At 40.3% G+C, this 14,776-nt stretch carries 15 protein-coding genes; 4 read left to right on the top strand and 11 right to left on the bottom strand.

What is annotated here, in order from left to right; translation table 11 throughout:
- The first annotated feature begins 215 nt into the window (after window positions 1-215).
- Window positions 216-695: a hypothetical protein gene (locus J4N24_RS17230; protein WP_207534960.1), complete on the top strand. Its 480-nt coding sequence runs from the start codon at window positions 216-218 to the stop codon at window positions 693-695.
- 51 nt (window positions 696-746) lie between these two features.
- Here the strand turns inward: J4N24_RS17230 and J4N24_RS17225 are convergent, their stop codons facing one another.
- The 10 genes from J4N24_RS17225 to pdxA form a co-directional block, all read right to left on the bottom strand.
- Complete coding sequence (locus J4N24_RS17225) at window positions 747-2,324, bottom strand: M28 family peptidase (RefSeq protein ID WP_207534959.1); 1,578 nt, start codon at window positions 2,322-2,324, stop codon at window positions 747-749.
- A 4-nt stretch (window positions 2,325-2,328) separates the two neighbouring features.
- A complete protein-coding gene (rpiB, locus tag J4N24_RS17220; protein ID WP_207534958.1) occupies window positions 2,329-2,766 on the bottom strand; it encodes a ribose 5-phosphate isomerase B in 438 nt (145 codons plus the stop codon).
- A 26-nt stretch (window positions 2,767-2,792) separates the two neighbouring features.
- Entirely contained in the window at window positions 2,793-3,674 is an 882-nt protein-coding gene (gene tatC, locus J4N24_RS17215; protein WP_207534957.1) for a twin-arginine translocase subunit TatC, read from the bottom strand.
- Between the two features lie 63 nt (window positions 3,675-3,737).
- The gene (gene accC, locus J4N24_RS17210; protein ID WP_207534956.1) at window positions 3,738-5,084 is read right to left on the bottom strand and encodes an acetyl-CoA carboxylase biotin carboxylase subunit; all 1,347 of its coding nucleotides are present in this window, start codon (window positions 5,082-5,084) and stop codon (window positions 3,738-3,740) included.
- An 83-nt stretch (window positions 5,085-5,167) separates the two neighbouring features.
- Window positions 5,168-5,656 (bottom strand): acetyl-CoA carboxylase biotin carboxyl carrier protein, encoded by a 489-nt coding sequence (gene accB / locus J4N24_RS17205; RefSeq protein WP_207534955.1) that lies wholly within the window; start codon window positions 5,654-5,656, stop codon window positions 5,168-5,170.
- 104 nt (window positions 5,657-5,760) lie between these two features.
- Window positions 5,761-6,756 (bottom strand): beta-ketoacyl-ACP synthase III, encoded by a 996-nt coding sequence (locus J4N24_RS17200; RefSeq protein ID WP_207534954.1) that lies wholly within the window; start codon window positions 6,754-6,756, stop codon window positions 5,761-5,763.
- Window positions 6,757-6,769: 13 nt separating this feature from the next.
- On the bottom strand, window positions 6,770-7,708 hold the full coding sequence (gene plsX / locus J4N24_RS17195; RefSeq protein ID WP_207534953.1) for a phosphate acyltransferase PlsX: 939 nt from the start codon (window positions 7,706-7,708) through the stop codon (window positions 6,770-6,772).
- Window positions 7,709-7,724: 16 nt separating this feature from the next.
- Window positions 7,725-7,919, bottom strand: coding sequence for a 50S ribosomal protein L32 (gene rpmF / locus J4N24_RS17190; protein ID WP_207422310.1), 195 nt, complete (start codon window positions 7,917-7,919; stop codon window positions 7,725-7,727).
- 23 nt (window positions 7,920-7,942) lie between these two features.
- The gene (locus tag J4N24_RS17185; RefSeq protein WP_207534952.1) at window positions 7,943-8,485 is read right to left on the bottom strand and encodes a YceD family protein; all 543 of its coding nucleotides are present in this window, start codon (window positions 8,483-8,485) and stop codon (window positions 7,943-7,945) included.
- Window positions 8,486-8,602: 117 nt separating this feature from the next.
- A complete protein-coding gene (gene pdxA, locus J4N24_RS17180; protein ID WP_207534951.1) occupies window positions 8,603-9,658 on the bottom strand; it encodes a 4-hydroxythreonine-4-phosphate dehydrogenase PdxA in 1,056 nt (351 codons plus the stop codon).
- Between the two features lie 474 nt (window positions 9,659-10,132).
- On the opposite strand from pdxA, the gene rsmA reads away from it, so the two are divergent.
- Both rsmA and J4N24_RS17170 read left to right on the top strand, forming a co-directional pair.
- On the top strand, window positions 10,133-10,912 hold the full coding sequence (gene rsmA / locus J4N24_RS17175) for a 16S rRNA (adenine(1518)-N(6)/adenine(1519)-N(6))-dimethyltransferase RsmA (protein WP_207534950.1): 780 nt from the start codon (window positions 10,133-10,135) through the stop codon (window positions 10,910-10,912).
- A 44-nt stretch (window positions 10,913-10,956) separates the two neighbouring features.
- Window positions 10,957-11,886, top strand: a complete 930-nt coding sequence (locus J4N24_RS17170; protein WP_207534949.1) for a 2-hydroxyacid dehydrogenase — start codon at window positions 10,957-10,959, stop codon at window positions 11,884-11,886.
- A gap of 52 nt (window positions 11,887-11,938) precedes the next feature.
- Here J4N24_RS17170 and J4N24_RS17165 read toward each other — a convergent pair whose 3' ends face one another.
- Window positions 11,939-12,226, bottom strand: coding sequence for a hypothetical protein (locus J4N24_RS17165; RefSeq protein WP_207534948.1), 288 nt, complete (start codon window positions 12,224-12,226; stop codon window positions 11,939-11,941).
- A gap of 353 nt (window positions 12,227-12,579) precedes the next feature.
- Here J4N24_RS17165 and J4N24_RS17160 point away from each other — a divergent pair, with 353 nt between their 5' ends.
- On the top strand, window positions 12,580-14,775 hold the full coding sequence (locus tag J4N24_RS17160) for a bifunctional alpha,alpha-trehalose-phosphate synthase (UDP-forming)/trehalose-phosphatase (RefSeq protein ID WP_207534947.1): 2,196 nt from the start codon (window positions 12,580-12,582) through the stop codon (window positions 14,773-14,775).
- Window position 14,776: the final 1 nt, after the last annotated feature.

Raw genomic sequence — 14,776 nt, 5'->3', positions numbered from 1 at the left:
AAACTTACATAAAATTTCCACGTGTACTTTCAACTCATCTATGTTATTTCAGTCAAGCTCATTGACTAAGTCTTAACGACCTAAATCTTCAAACCTTATTCCTGAATAATAAAATATAATACCCGATGCCTGTCCCCTCAGCCGTTATAGAAAGCACTCTTTTTCTAAAAACTATTTTACCTTCGCACTGTATTCTATCAAATTCTGATGAGGTTATGAAAAAATGTATTCTATTTTTCTTTTTTACAGGTATCCTCCTGTTAACAGCTAAATCTTCTAAAGCCCAGTATCAAAACGCCTTGGGAGTGCGACTTGGCGACGCGTCGGGCGTAACCTTCAAAACCTTCCTGGATTCAGATAAGGCCTTAGATATTATTCTTGACTTGAAAAGCCGGAATAAGTATTCCCTAATCCGTTTGACAGGGCTTTACGAAAAGCATCTTCCGCTTGGATTTGATGAGGTTCCGGGAATAAGATGGTATTATGGCGGTGGCGGATCTATAGGTAACTACCGTAATAAAATTAAAGACGAGAATCAGTTATATTTAAGTGCCGACGGTGTGATTGGATTAGACTACAAATTTGATACGGCACCAATCAACTTATCGCTCGACTGGAAACCATCTCTTGAACTCTCCCCCTCACCAGATTTCAATGGAAATGGACTGGGACTATCCGTGCGCATTACATTTTAATAAATGCACCAAACGAAAAGGTCGGAAGCAATTGTTTCCGACCTTTTCGTTTTAATCTTTATGTACATCCACTACCGGAGCCTTAGCTCGCTGAACCAGGTTCCACGCCGTATAATAAACTAAGCTTGCCCGTTTAACTAACATCGGAAAATCAATCTTTGATACCTCGTCCCCTACCTGATGATAGTCTTCATGAACTCCATTAAAGTAAAATATGATCGGGATCCCATGCTTTGCAAAATTGTAATGATCTGAGCGGTAATAAATTCTTTCCGGATCATTAGGATCGTTATACTTATAATCGATCTTCAAATTTGTGTAAGTTGAATTTGCATTCTCACTGATCTTATGAAGATCAGTACTTAACTTATCTGAACCTATTAAATAGCAGTAATTAGGATCGGCTTTGTGTAAAGGATCTACCCGGCCGATCATGTCTATATTTAAATCTGTAATAGTATTCTTTAGAGGAAAAACAGGATGGTCAGAATACCATTCTGAACCTAACAACCCTTTCTCCTCGCCAACTACCAGAAGAAATAGAATGCTTCGGCGAGGCCCCTTTCCTTCTTTCTTGGCTTGGGTAAAAGCTTCAGCTAGTTCAAGGACCCCAGTGGTTCCAGATCCGTCATCATCAGCTCCATTAAATACCTTATCCGGGCCCGCAGGATTTAAACCCACGTGATCATAATGAGCAGACAGAACCAGAACCTCATCCTTAAGATCTGAACCTTCCAAATAGCCCATTACATTCACAGCCTCTACATCCTTAGACTGCGAACCAAACATAGTATTAAACCTTACCTTAATTACTCGTGATGCAGGCTTTCCGGAAGTGTCAATTTGCTTTTGAATAGCTGCAAATGTCTTCCCCGTAGGCTTTAGGAATTGATCGGCAGCTGCATTTGTAATTTGAATGATAGGTGTTGCCGCCGGAGCGGTTGCCTGTTCTTTCTTCAGCCCAAGTACTGATTCCCCCACATGACCTTTGTTAGTTTGAAGATACGCAGCAAGGCGCTCATTAACAGCAAGGATCAAAGCCGGTTGCTTAGATCTCAGTAAATCGAATCGCTTATTTATATTCTTAGACCATTCAGAGTTTTCTTTCGTGCCAGTGATGGTGAAGGTTCCATTTTTGGACGGTTCTCCATAGTTGATCACCATCACCACCTTTCCCTTAATGTCAAGTCCCTTCAAGTCATCATACTTTGCATCACTTATACCATAACCCACAAAAACAATTTCAGAGGTATTAATACTAACCGGTTTAGCCACAGACCTGGCATAGAAGTCCTGAAGGTAAACCAAAGGCTTTCCATTAACTGTAAAGCTCTTGAATTTTAAGGCCTTTTCTTCAAGTCCTACCTTTTGAAAATAACTGCCATTCACCGGAGCTGCAAGTCCTAGTCTTTTAAACTCTTCTGCCAGATAATTGGCAGCTTTAGCGGCTCCTGGTTTTCCTGTCTCTCTTCCTTCAAACTCATCCGATGCAAGGATCGACAAATGCTTTCGGGCCGAAATAGTATCAATATAACTGCTGTATTTAACAGCAACAGGATCTACCTGAGCATAACTATTTGATGCCAGCGCCGAAATTAGGATAGAGGCAGCTATACTCTTCTTCAACATATTTTTAACAAGATATCTTTCCAACCCGTGTAGCATGCCTTCCCCCCTCAAACTCCGTATCTATAAATTTCTGTGTAATTGATTTCGCTGCATCTGTCGAAACAAAACGCGCAGGGATACATAATACATTAGCGTTGTTATGCTGACGGGCAAGTTCCGCAATCTCCTCTGTCCAGCTTATCGCTGCACGTATCCCCTGGTGCTTATTCGCAGTGATAGCAACACCATTAGCACTGCCACATACCAGTATTCCTAATGTAAATTCTCCATTTTCAACCGCTGAAGCCACAGGATGAGCAAAATCCGGATAATCCGCAGATGCTGCACTATAAGTACCAAAGTCTTTTAAGTCATAGTCTTTAAGGTACTCCTTCAACATTTCTTTATAGTCGAAGCCAGCATGATCAGATCCAATTGCAATTGAGACGTTTTTAGTAGCCATTATAAATATTCTATTGTATTGTTGTATTAAGTTCGTTTATAAAAATCCAGTTCTGCTTTTTGGCGTTTACGTTCTACCCTTGCAGAAACGAGTATACTTATTTCATAAAGCAGAAATAAAGGAAAGCTAACCGTAAGCATGGTTAACATATCAGGAGTCGGTGTTACGATAGCCGCTATTATTAAAATTAGAACTGTTGCGTACCTTCTTGAAGAACGCATAAAAGCAGGCGTCATTATTCCAAGCTTCGATAATATAAATATGATGATAGGAAGTTCGAAGGTTATGCCTGCTCCGATGGTTAAGGTTGCAACAGATGACAAATAGGAATCAATGGTAATTGTATTATCTATCTCGGGACTAATACGATAATTTGCAAGGAAATTCACGGATAAAGGAGCTATCACGTAATAGCCAAACATAATTCCTATAGCGAATAAAAGAGTAGAGTAAAAGACAAAACCACTTGCTGATCTGCTTTCTAAATCAGTAAGTCCGGGTTTTACAAACTTCCAGATTTCAAAAAGCAAGTATGGAAAACCAAAGACCAGCCCTATCAGCAAAGACGAATTAAGCTGCAGTGTAAACTGTCCGGCTAACTCGGTATTAATTATTTTGAAGGGAAGGCTTTTAATGCAGAAGTCAGCACCGAGATGGAATCGTTCAGTAAGCTCACACATCATCCGATAGGTCCAAAAAGACGGCTTTTTGGGACCCATGATAACAGTATCGAAAATCCAATCGTAATATACAAAGGCAAGAACTGTAAAAACCACTATTCCGATAGCGGCACGGATCAAATGCCACCTTAACTCTTCCAAATGATCGAAAAAGGACATTTCCGCTTCCAGGCTCTGTCCTTTTTGCTTTATAGCCTTTACTATATCTGTAGGTCTTTTATCGCTCATTTTAATAAAAACAAAAATACCATTCTATATTCTTAGAATGGTATTTACGATTATTCTTTACGTTTAGATCGCTGAATTGAGATCGAAACTCTCCATAAACTTAGTTGTAAAGTTTCCTGCTCTGAAATTCGGATCCTTCATCAGTTTTATATGGAATGGAATAGTAGTCTTGATGCCCTCGATCACAAATTCGCTAAGGGCTCTTTCCATTGTGGATATTGCCTCTTCGCGCGTCTGACCAGTACAGATCAGCTTCGCAATCATTGAGTCGTAATTCGGAGGAATTTGATATCCAGCATATACGTGTGTGTCAACCCTTACTCCATGACCTCCTGGAGAATGGAAATGTGTGATTTTTCCTGGAGAAGGACGGAAACCATTAAATGGATCCTCAGCATTTATACGACACTCAATAGCATGTTTAGCCGGAGCGTAGTTTTTTCCTGAGATCGGAACTCCTGCCGCAACGCGGATTTGCTCTTTAATCAGATCGTAATTAATTACTTCCTCGGTTACCGGATGTTCCACCTGTATACGAGTGTTCATTTCCATGAAATAGAAATTACGGTGCTTGTCTACAAGGAATTCAATGGTACCGGCTCCCTCATAATTTACTGCCTTCGCGCCTTTTACTGCAGCCTCACCCATTTTTTCACGAAGCGCTTCGGTCATGAATGGCGAAGGTGATTCTTCAACAAGTTTTTGGTGACGACGCTGGATGGAACAGTCACGCTCAGATAAGTGAGACACAGTTCCGTATTGGTCTCCTATAACCTGGATTTCAATGTGTCTTGGATCTTCAACAAATTTCTCCAGATAGATACCATCGTTTCCGAAAGCAGCTCCAGCTTCCTGGCGCGCAGAATCCCAGGCAGGTTCGAACTCCTCGTCTTTCCAGACAATACGCATTCCCCGGCCACCGCCACCGGCTGTAGCCTTAAGGATCACTGGATAGCCAATTTGATTTGCTACAACAATGCCTTCTTTCACATCGTTCAATAATCCGTCAGATCCTGGAATAGTTGGAACACCTGCGTTCTTCATCGTTTCCTTCGCCGAAGCTTTATCGCCCATATCGTTGATCTGCTCAGGAGTGGCTCCGATAAATTTAATTCCGTAATCACGGCAGATAGCAGAAAACTTAGCGTTCTCTGAAAGGAAGCCATAGCCCGGATGGATCGCATCTGCATTAGTAACTTCTGCAGCCGAAATAATATTGGGAATATTTAAGTATGAATCTTTACTTGCAGGTGGGCCTATACAAACCGCTTCATCAGCAAATCTCACATGCAAACTTTCTCTGTCAGCAGTGGAATATACAGCAACGGTCTTAATCCCCATTTCCTTACAGGTACGGATTATCCTTAATGCAATCTCTCCACGATTTGCAATCAGTATTTTCTTAAACATAATTTAAATGTGCAAACAAGAAAATGTGCAAATACGAAGACAATTTGGATCATCTACATATTTGCACACCAAATGATTTTAATTTATGCTGGTTCTACCAGGAATAATGGTTGATCGTATTCTACAGGACTTGCATTTTCAACAAGAACTTTCACAATACGTCCTGAAACTTCAGATTCTATTTCATTGAAAAGTTTCATTGCCTCGATGATACAGATCACCTGGCCAGACTTGATTTCATCACCTACTTCTGCAAAGGACGGTTTATCCGGACTAGAAGAACGATAGAAAGTACCAATCATTGGCGACTTAATCGTAATATAGTTCGATTGTTCTGCCACCGGCGCAGCAGCAGGAGCTTGAGGTGCAGCTGGAGCAGCAGGTTGTGCAGCCACAGGAAGTGGTTGTGCAGGTGCTGGCAACGCAGGAGCAGCCGGAATAGCTGCAGCTACAACTGTGGGAGCCTGATTAGTCTTTATGGTTATTTTGAACTCTTTCTCTTCGATAGAAACTTCATTTACCCCTGATTTGGAAACAAATCGGATAAGTTCCTGAATCTGTTTTATGTCCATAGTTGTTGGTTAAGCTTTTTACAAATTTAATCTCAGAAACTTAATTCTGTTTGTTTATTAAGAAGCGAATTAATCGCTTTTACCCCGCTTATTCTAAACCTCTATTATGAGTTATAAGCCCATTTCAAGTAAGCAGCACCCCATGTAAATCCGCCACCAAATGCAGCAAGAATAATGTTGTCTCCTTTCTTAAGCTTACTTTCCCATTCCCAAAGGCATAATGGAATAGTTCCATTAGTGGTATTTCCAAAACGATGAATATTGATCATCACCTTGTCTGAACTTACTCCGCAACGATTAGCCGTAGCATCAATAATTCTTTTATTTGCCTGATGCGGAACTAACCATGCAATATCGTCAGCAGTAAGATTATTTCTTTCCATTACCTCGGCAGCAACATCGGCCATATTGGTAACGGCAAACTTAAATACTGCTTGCCCTTCCTGATAAACAGAATGCTCACGGTTATCTATGGTAGCATAAGACGCTGGTTTTAATGAACCACCTGCCTTTAAATGCAGGTAATTCCTACCATTGCCATCGCTTTTAAGGATAGAATCAACCAGTCCGAAGCCTTCCTCATCCGGTTCAAGTAAAGCACAGCCGCAGCCATCACCAAAGATGATACAAGTAGCGCGGTCTTCATAGTTAACAATGGACGACATTTTATCTCCACCAACTACTAATACCTTCTTATGTTTACCTGATTCAATAAATTGAGCACCAGTTGTAAGACCAAAAACGAAGCCTGAACAAGCTGCTTGAAGATCATATCCCCAGGCATTTTTAGCCCCGATTTTATCGGCAAGAATGTTTGCGGTGGCAGGGAAGATCATGTCTGGAGTAGACGTACAGAAAATGATGAGATCGATTTCTTCTGCACTGATGCCTCTTTTTTCAAGAAGGCCTTGAACTGCCGGAACAGCCATGTCGGAAGTTGCCAGGCCTTCGCCTTTCAAAATCCGTCTTTCTTTAATACCAGTGCGGGAGGTGATCCACTCATCACTGGTATCTACTATTGTTTCCAATTCCTGGTTAGTAAGAACGTAGTCTGGAACGTAACCATGAACCGCTGTTATAGCAGCGTAGATTTTTTGCATAATCCGTTTTGAACTATTTAAAAGCTGATGTGATCTTTTCCACAAGTTTAGTTTGTATCATACTTCTCGACAATAAAACCATATTCTTTATTGCCTCAGGAGTTGATATACCATGACCAATTATTACCGGGGCATTAACACCCAGAATTGGGCTGCCACCATATTGCTCATAGTTAAACCTGGAGAAAAACTCATCCTTAAAACCTTTTTTTAGAGTAAGTACATAAAAAGTTTCTGCAAGCTTAAGCATTACGTTGCCGGTGAAACCGTCACACACAATTACATCAGCCTTGTCATTAAACAAATCACGTCCTTCAACATTTCCTACGAAGTTAAACATGTTAGCATCCCGCATCAGAGGATGCGTAGCCAGCATAAGAAGATTGCCCTTTTCCTCCTCTTCTCCGATATTGATCAACCCAACCTTAGGATTGGGAATTCCAATGATATTTTCAGCGAACAATTTGCCTAAAATACCGAACTGAAGAAGTGTATCAGGTTTACAATCTGCATTTGCACCCACATCAAGCATAATACCATAGCCACTTTTCAGCTTTGGTACAATGGATGAAATCGCAGGACGAATTACTCCAGGAATAGTTTTTACGCTGAACATAGCACCAACAAGCATAGCACCTGTGTTTCCCGCAGAAGCAAAAGAATCAACTGTCTTTTCCTTAAGCATACGGAAACCCAAGCTTATACTAGAATTTGGCTTCTGCGTAATAGCTTTTGTTGGATGCTCACCCATGCCTACAACCTCTGTAGTATGGACAAACTCTATAAGATCTGGATTAAAATTTTGTTCTTCAAAAATAGGAAGAGCAGCCTCTTTATCGCCAATCAGAACCATTTTCTGACTTGGGTCTAAAGCTTTATAGGCTTCAATTGCTCCCAAAACCGTTGCCTTGGGAGCAAAATCCCCGCCCATTATGTCTAAGCCAATTTTCATTCGGGAGAAAATTACCTTAAGATGCTATAGAGGTACTTTCAATAAGTAATTTACCTTTATAGTATAGGTTACCGTCAACATTATAAGCACGGTGGCCTAAATGCACAGCACCTGTAGTTTTGCAGGTAAACAAGCCTGGCGCCTCAGCTTTATAGTGAGTTCTTCTTTTATCTCTTCTCGACTTGGACAGTTTACGTTTTGGATGTGCCATGTTCCTGTTATTCTAATTTTAAATTATTTATTCTTTATGTTCTTTAATGCATCCCACCGGGGATCTTCACTCGTATTTTGCTCTTCTTCTTCCTGGCTGCCTGAAAGCTTCTTCAACTTTTCAACCATCTCTTTATCACACCATTCAGTATTACCGGGATCTTCACAACGATGAAAATACGGCACTGCTAAATTTATATATTCGTAAATCAGAGTAGAAACATTCACTTCGTGTTCGTTTCTGCTCAGAATTATGATCTCTTCGGTCTCATCTTCAACAGAATCATCCTCACCGAATTTCACTATCTGTCTCTCCTTTATATCTACATTAGTAGGGAAGTCAGAAAGACAAACATCACAATTAAGAAATATATGCCCCTTAATTACAAATTGCAGGATCAACATAGTCTCCTGCTTATCCAGCTCTAAGTCTACCTTCAAGTCGCCGTTTTTCACTAAAGAGTATTCGAACTCATCAAAAAAACGTTTATCAACATCAAAGTTAAACTGATGCTTCCCCTCCTTTAATCCCGTAAAGGGTATTATATATTCCTGTAACGATTTCAAAGCACGGCAATTGAGCCTGCAAAGTTAGGCATTTTTTACAATTAGGAGAAGTTTTTTGAAAAGAGTTTTTTTTAACCAAACTCCCCTTAAATCAGCAACCTGAACGCCAACATTAGCTTAATCGCGATCGCGAGACAACTTCGAAATCTTCAAAGGATTAGCGGTTAATTCTCCCATTTCACGCCTCCTTTTAACAATGTTGATCGCCTCAAATAATGCTGAACGAAAAGAGTTTTCAGACGCTATATTCTGTCCGGCAATGTCATAACCTGTTCCGTGGTCAGGGGATGTTCTTACCACAGGTAAACCTGCAGTAAAATTAACCCCATCATGAAAGGCAATATATTTGAAAGGAATTAAACCCTGATCATGATACATAGCAAGAACGGCATCGAACTTAAGATGTGAACCGTTTGCAAAAAATCCATCCGCTGGGAATGGCCCGACTGCATAAATACCTTTTTCCTTCGCCTCTTCTATCGCCGGGATAATGATTTCCTTTTCTTCTTTACCTATCAAGCCATTATCACCAGCATGCGGATTAAGACCAAGCACTGCAATTTTCGGTTTTTGGATCCAGAAATCACCTTTTAAACTATCACGCATCAACTCAAGCTTAGACAATATTGCTTCTTTGGTAATATTGTTGGCTACTTCTCCCACAGGTATATGTCCTGTTACCACTCCTGTTCTGATATCCTCACCTACAAGAAACATCAGGGAGTCTTTGGAGTTAGTTCTGTGTTGAATGTATTCCGTATGACCCGGGAAATTGAAATTTTCGTTCTGTATATTGTGCTTGTTAATAGGGGCAGTTACTAAGGCATCGATATTTCCGGCTAATAGGTCATCTACAGCTTTTTCTAAAGAAATAAATGCATATTTCCCTCCGGTTTCATTTATCACTCCCGGTTCAACTCGCACATCCTCTTCCCAGCAATTAATAATATTAGCACGTTTTGGATTAGCCTGTGAAGGATTATTAATTACGTTAAAACTAAAATCATTTATGGATAGTGCTTTCCGGTAGAATGATGCAACTTTAGTGCTTCCGTAAACTATCGGAGTACAATAATCTAGTATTTTATTATCCGATAAAGTCTTGATGATCACTTCAAGTCCGATACCATTAATATCACCTATAGAAATTCCAACTTTAATTTTATCGCTCATAGATCAGGCACGTTGTGCATTAAAATTTCACAAACTTATGAAATTTCCTTCAGAAGTATTTTTATCCGCTATTCTTAACACTATATATTCTCCAAGAAACTTATCTGGGCTCAATCTTTCCATTAAAGCAAAGTAAAATTTTGCTTATATTTGATCTAACACTACAAAAACTCCGGCAGGTCTCTCCTGACCACAGCCACGAATCAAGAAACTTTACAGCGACCTTATAGCGACCTTACAGCGATGTTATAGCGACCTTATAGCGATCGTTTGCCGTACCAAAGCCGTACATACTCCTGACATCGCTCGTAGTCTACCCGAGGACTAAGTCACCAGTAGTTTAGTCCTATCTGATTAAGCCCTCCGGAATTCCGAACATGTATTGGATCAGTCCCGATTAGAGACTAGGCTAAGTTCTCTTTAAATACTACCCTTAACATTTCAATTTTTCCGTTATTTGCAGAAAATATTAGGATGAGTTCTGTCAGAGCAAAAAAACATTTAGGCCAACACTTTCTTACGGATAAGAATATTGCACAAAAGATTGTGAATAGTCTGAATCCTGAAGGTAAGTATACTGAGGTTCTGGAAGTAGGGCCGGGAATGGGTATTCTATCCGACTTTCTTCTGCAGAAAACAGAATATCAAACGTACCTCATAGACCTGGATACAGAATCTTACGAGTACCTGCAAAAACAATATCCGCAGCTTGGAGAGCGTTTGATAAATGGTGATTTTTTGGAACTGGATTTTAAGAAGATCTTCAAAGGGCAGTTTGCAATCATCGGAAACTTCCCCTACAACATATCCTCACAGATTCTTTTTAAAATACTGGATAACCGCCAACTTATTCCTGAAATGGCAGGAATGTTCCAAAAAGAAGTAGCAGAACGCTGCACTGCAAAAGCTGGGACTAAAGAGTATGGTATCCTAAGCGTCTTTGTTCAGGCATACTATGATGTTCAATATCTTTTTACAGTAAAAGCGGGCGTTTTTAATCCGCCGCCAAAGGTTCTTTCAGCTGTGATCAGGCTCTCTCGCAGAGAAAACCAAACACTAAACTGTGATGAGAAACTATTTTGGAAAGTAGTTAAAGCGGGATTCAATCAAAGAAGAAAGACTCTGCGCAATGCCGTCTCATCCTTGTTGCCAAAAGACAAAATGGGCGAAGAACCAATGCTCGAACTAAGGGCAGAAAGGCTAACAGTAGAAGATTTCGTCTACCTAACCAACTTTATCAGCGAGAAACAGTAAAATAAAAATTTCCTGTTTTTCACCAACTATCAATCATTCAACAGATGAATCAGAAGAGAATTCTTATTGCCGATCAACTACATCCTCTATTTGCGGAAGAAGCGGAAAAGCTGGGTTATAAGGTAGATGACTTCCCCCACTACACCCGCGAGCAAACCTTAGCTGCAATTGCACAATACAATGGAATTGCAGTCCGTACTAAGTTTAGGATCGATAAAGAAATTATTGATGCAGGCTCTCAACTGGAATTTATTGCTCGTGCAGGTGCCGGACTCGATAATATAGATGAGGCTCACGCAAAAGCAAGAGGCATCAAACTCTTAAATGCACCAGAAGGTAATCGCGATGCGGTGGCAGAACATGCAATCGGAATGCTCCTATCACTTATGAATAATTTAAGAAGAAGTGATCTTGAAGTGCGTAAGGGGATCTGGGACCGTGAAGGTAATCGTGGGCTCGAATTAAATGGAAGAACTGTGGCTATTATTGGCTACGGGTTTATGGGACAACGTTTCGCCCGTAAGCTGAAAAGTTTGGATGTCAAGGTGATTGCCTACGATAAATACAAAACCAATTTCAGTGACGAATATGTTACTGAAGTTAGTATGGAGCAAGTTGTAAAGCAGGCCGACGTACTAAGCTTGCATATTCCCCTAACTCGCGAAACCAGGCAAATGATAGACGACGAATATTTCTTCCACTTCAGAAAGCCTATATTTTTTCTTAATACAGCTCGGGGTGAAATTGTTAATACCCAATCCGTACTTACAGCAATTGAACAAGGAAAGATCCTGGGTGCAGGCCTCGATGTGCTTGAAGTTGAGAAATTTCCGGCGCTTGCAGAACAACAATGGTATCAGAAACTTGTGTCTAATGACAAGGTCATATTAAGCCCCCATGTAGGTGGCTGGAGTGTTGAATCTTATCGTAAGATTTCTGAAGTACTTGCTGCTAAACTTAAAGATCTTATGTAAAAACCCAGTTCCTCAGCACAGAGGCACTGGGCTTACAAACATTAACACAAGATCAGTTCAGAACTACGCTTGGATTATAATTTATAAATTCTTCGTAGGCTGTACTTAATTCTTTCACAGAGTGCACCTCGATGGAGTCACCCCAGGGTGTCCAGGAAATAAATTTTTGCTTTTTCTCAGACGGAACTCTTGCTGGAGTAATTTCTTCATAAACACCAAAATTACCCAAGGTGTAATACTTCAGCTTTTTCGTCCGATGGTTCAGAAGGTGGGATTTTGTTAGTTCGAAGCCCATAGTTTTAATCCAGTTCTTAATGGATAAAGCTCTGTTCCGTTTCATGATAAATAAAATTTAGTTTCTCATTCGGTGATTTTGTCGGCTCAATGCTCATCAAATAATGTTCCAATGGGAGCATTACAATCAACATCAATACTAACCTGATTGACAGTAAATTAAACGCAGACCTATTCTTACTGTTCATCGAAAAAAAACTTTTTATTACGCAATGTGTGGATAACTTTTGTGAATAATTCTACAGCGATTATATCCCGGAGGAAAGTACCTGATTATTGCTCCGACAGCATCTAATTTCATAAATTGAATTTTTGCTTAACTATAGGGTACATCTTTTGTAGAGTTTAGTAATAGGTACACTTTATAAAATATCAAACAATTATTAAACGAATCGGACAATGAGCAGAACCATCATTATATCTAATCGCCTCCCCGTAAAAATTAAAAAGGAAGATGGCCATTATGATCTGAAGCCTAGTGAGGGTGGCTTAGCAACAGGACTTGGATCAATTTATAAGCGGGATGATAATGTTTGGGTAGGATGGCCTGGAGTAGAGGTAACTTCAGAAGAAGACCAGAAAGAAGTAACAGAGAAGCTTGCAGAGTTAAACCTTATGCCTGTTTTCCTTACTCAGGAGGATATTAATCTTTTCTACGAAGGTTTTTCAAATGAAACGCTCTGGCCGGTTTTTCACTACCATCCTACTTATGCAGTGTACGAAAACTCTTATTGGACCAGTTATGCCGCAGTAAATAATAAATTCAAAGAAGCTATATTAGAAATAGCCAGACCCGGAGATATTATTTGGATACACGACTATCAGTTACTGCTACTTGCCGGATTTATAAGAGAGGAGCAGCCCGATCTAACTATCGGATTCTTCCTGCATATACCATTCCCCTCATACGAATTGTTCCGTTTAATTCCGTGGAGGGGCGAAATCCTGGAAAATATGCTGGGAGCCGATTTAATTGGTTTCCATACGTATGATGATGCCCGGCATTTTCTCAGTGCTGTTTCACGTATCCTTCCTGTACATACTACTGCTAACGTGGTACAACACGGAGATCGCCAGGTAGTAGTTGACGCATTTCCAATGGGAATAGACAGTGAAAAATATGAGGAACTTACTCACACTAAAGAAGTTCATGAAAACATTGAAAAGCTCGAGAAAAGCTTTCACGGGTGCAAGCTCATTGTCTCCATAGATAGATTGGATTACAGTAAAGGAATTATACAGCGCTTACAAGCCTTTCAAATGCTTTTGGAAAAAAATCCGGAGTACATTAGCAAGGTGGTGCTGTATATGATCATTGTTCCTTCCCGGGATAGTGTTCCTCAATATAAAGAACTTAGGGATGCTATAGACCAGATGGTAGGAAACATCAATTCCCTGTATCGAACCTTAAACTGGATACCGGTTCACTATTACTACCGTTCATTCCCCATAGATATGCTGGTAGCCCTTTACCATCAAGCCAATGTATGTTTGGTAACACCAATGCGCGATGGAATGAACCTGGTGAGCAAGGAATATGTAGCATGCCGCACTAATAACAGCGGAGTATTGGTATTAAGTGAGATGGCCGGAGCCGCTAAGGAGCTTATAGACGCAATCATTGTTAATCCCAATAATATTAAACAACTCTCTGAGGCTATAAATGAGGCCATTAACATGCCTGCCTCTGAACAGTCCAGAAGAATGAGCTCTATGAGAGAAATTGTGGCTAAATTTAATATAAGACACTGGGTTAAAATCTATATGGACAAGCTGAAAGAGGTTAAAAACATGCAAAACTCTTTGCTTGCTAAACACATTGGGGTTAACAGAAGAGATAACCTGGAAAAAAGATACGCAGCGAGTTCCAAACGAATAATATTCCTGGATTATGATGGAACCTTAGTAGGGTTCCATACCAGTATTGAGAAAGCATCTCCAGATTTCGAGCTTATGGAGATCCTTCGTAAACTCAGCGAGGATGCAAATAATAGAGTAGTTATAATCAGTGGTAGAAAACATGAAAATCTCGAGGAGTGGTTTGGAACACTGCCAATAGACATAATAGCAGAACACGGCGCCTGGCAAAAATGTAAAGGTATGCAATGGCAGCAGCAGCCAGGCTTGTATAATTTCTGGAAACAAGAAATTCGTCCTATTCTTCAAACGTTTACAGATCGTACACCGGGTTCATTCATAGAAGAAAAGACTTTTTCTTTAGTATGGCATTATAGAAAGGCAGAAAGTGGCTTAGGGGAACTTCGTGCCAATGACCTGATGGCTAACCTTCGTTTTATTACCGCAGATAAAGGCTTGCAGCTGCTTCCCGGGAATAAGGTAGTGGAGGTAAAGAACATGGAAATCAATAAGGGAAAAATTGCTCTTACTTGGCTGGAAAAAGAACAGTTCGATTTCGTGATGGCCCTTGGAGACGACCACACCGATGAAGACATGTTCCGCATGTTCCCGGAAAGTGCCGTTACGATAAAAGTGGGGAGCAATATTTCAGCAGCAAGCTACTTTTTGAACGACTATAGGGAGGTTCGTGAGTTCCTCAAGTGCTTGTCAGATAAGGTTTGTATACCCTCTTCCTAAC

The sequence above is a fragment of the Desertivirga arenae genome (assembly GCF_017355785.1).
Classification (GTDB): Bacteria; Bacteroidota; Bacteroidia; order Sphingobacteriales; family Sphingobacteriaceae; genus Desertivirga; species Desertivirga arenae.
Note: the sequence above shows the minus strand (reverse complement) of the source record. Positions and strands in the feature narration are given on the sequence as shown.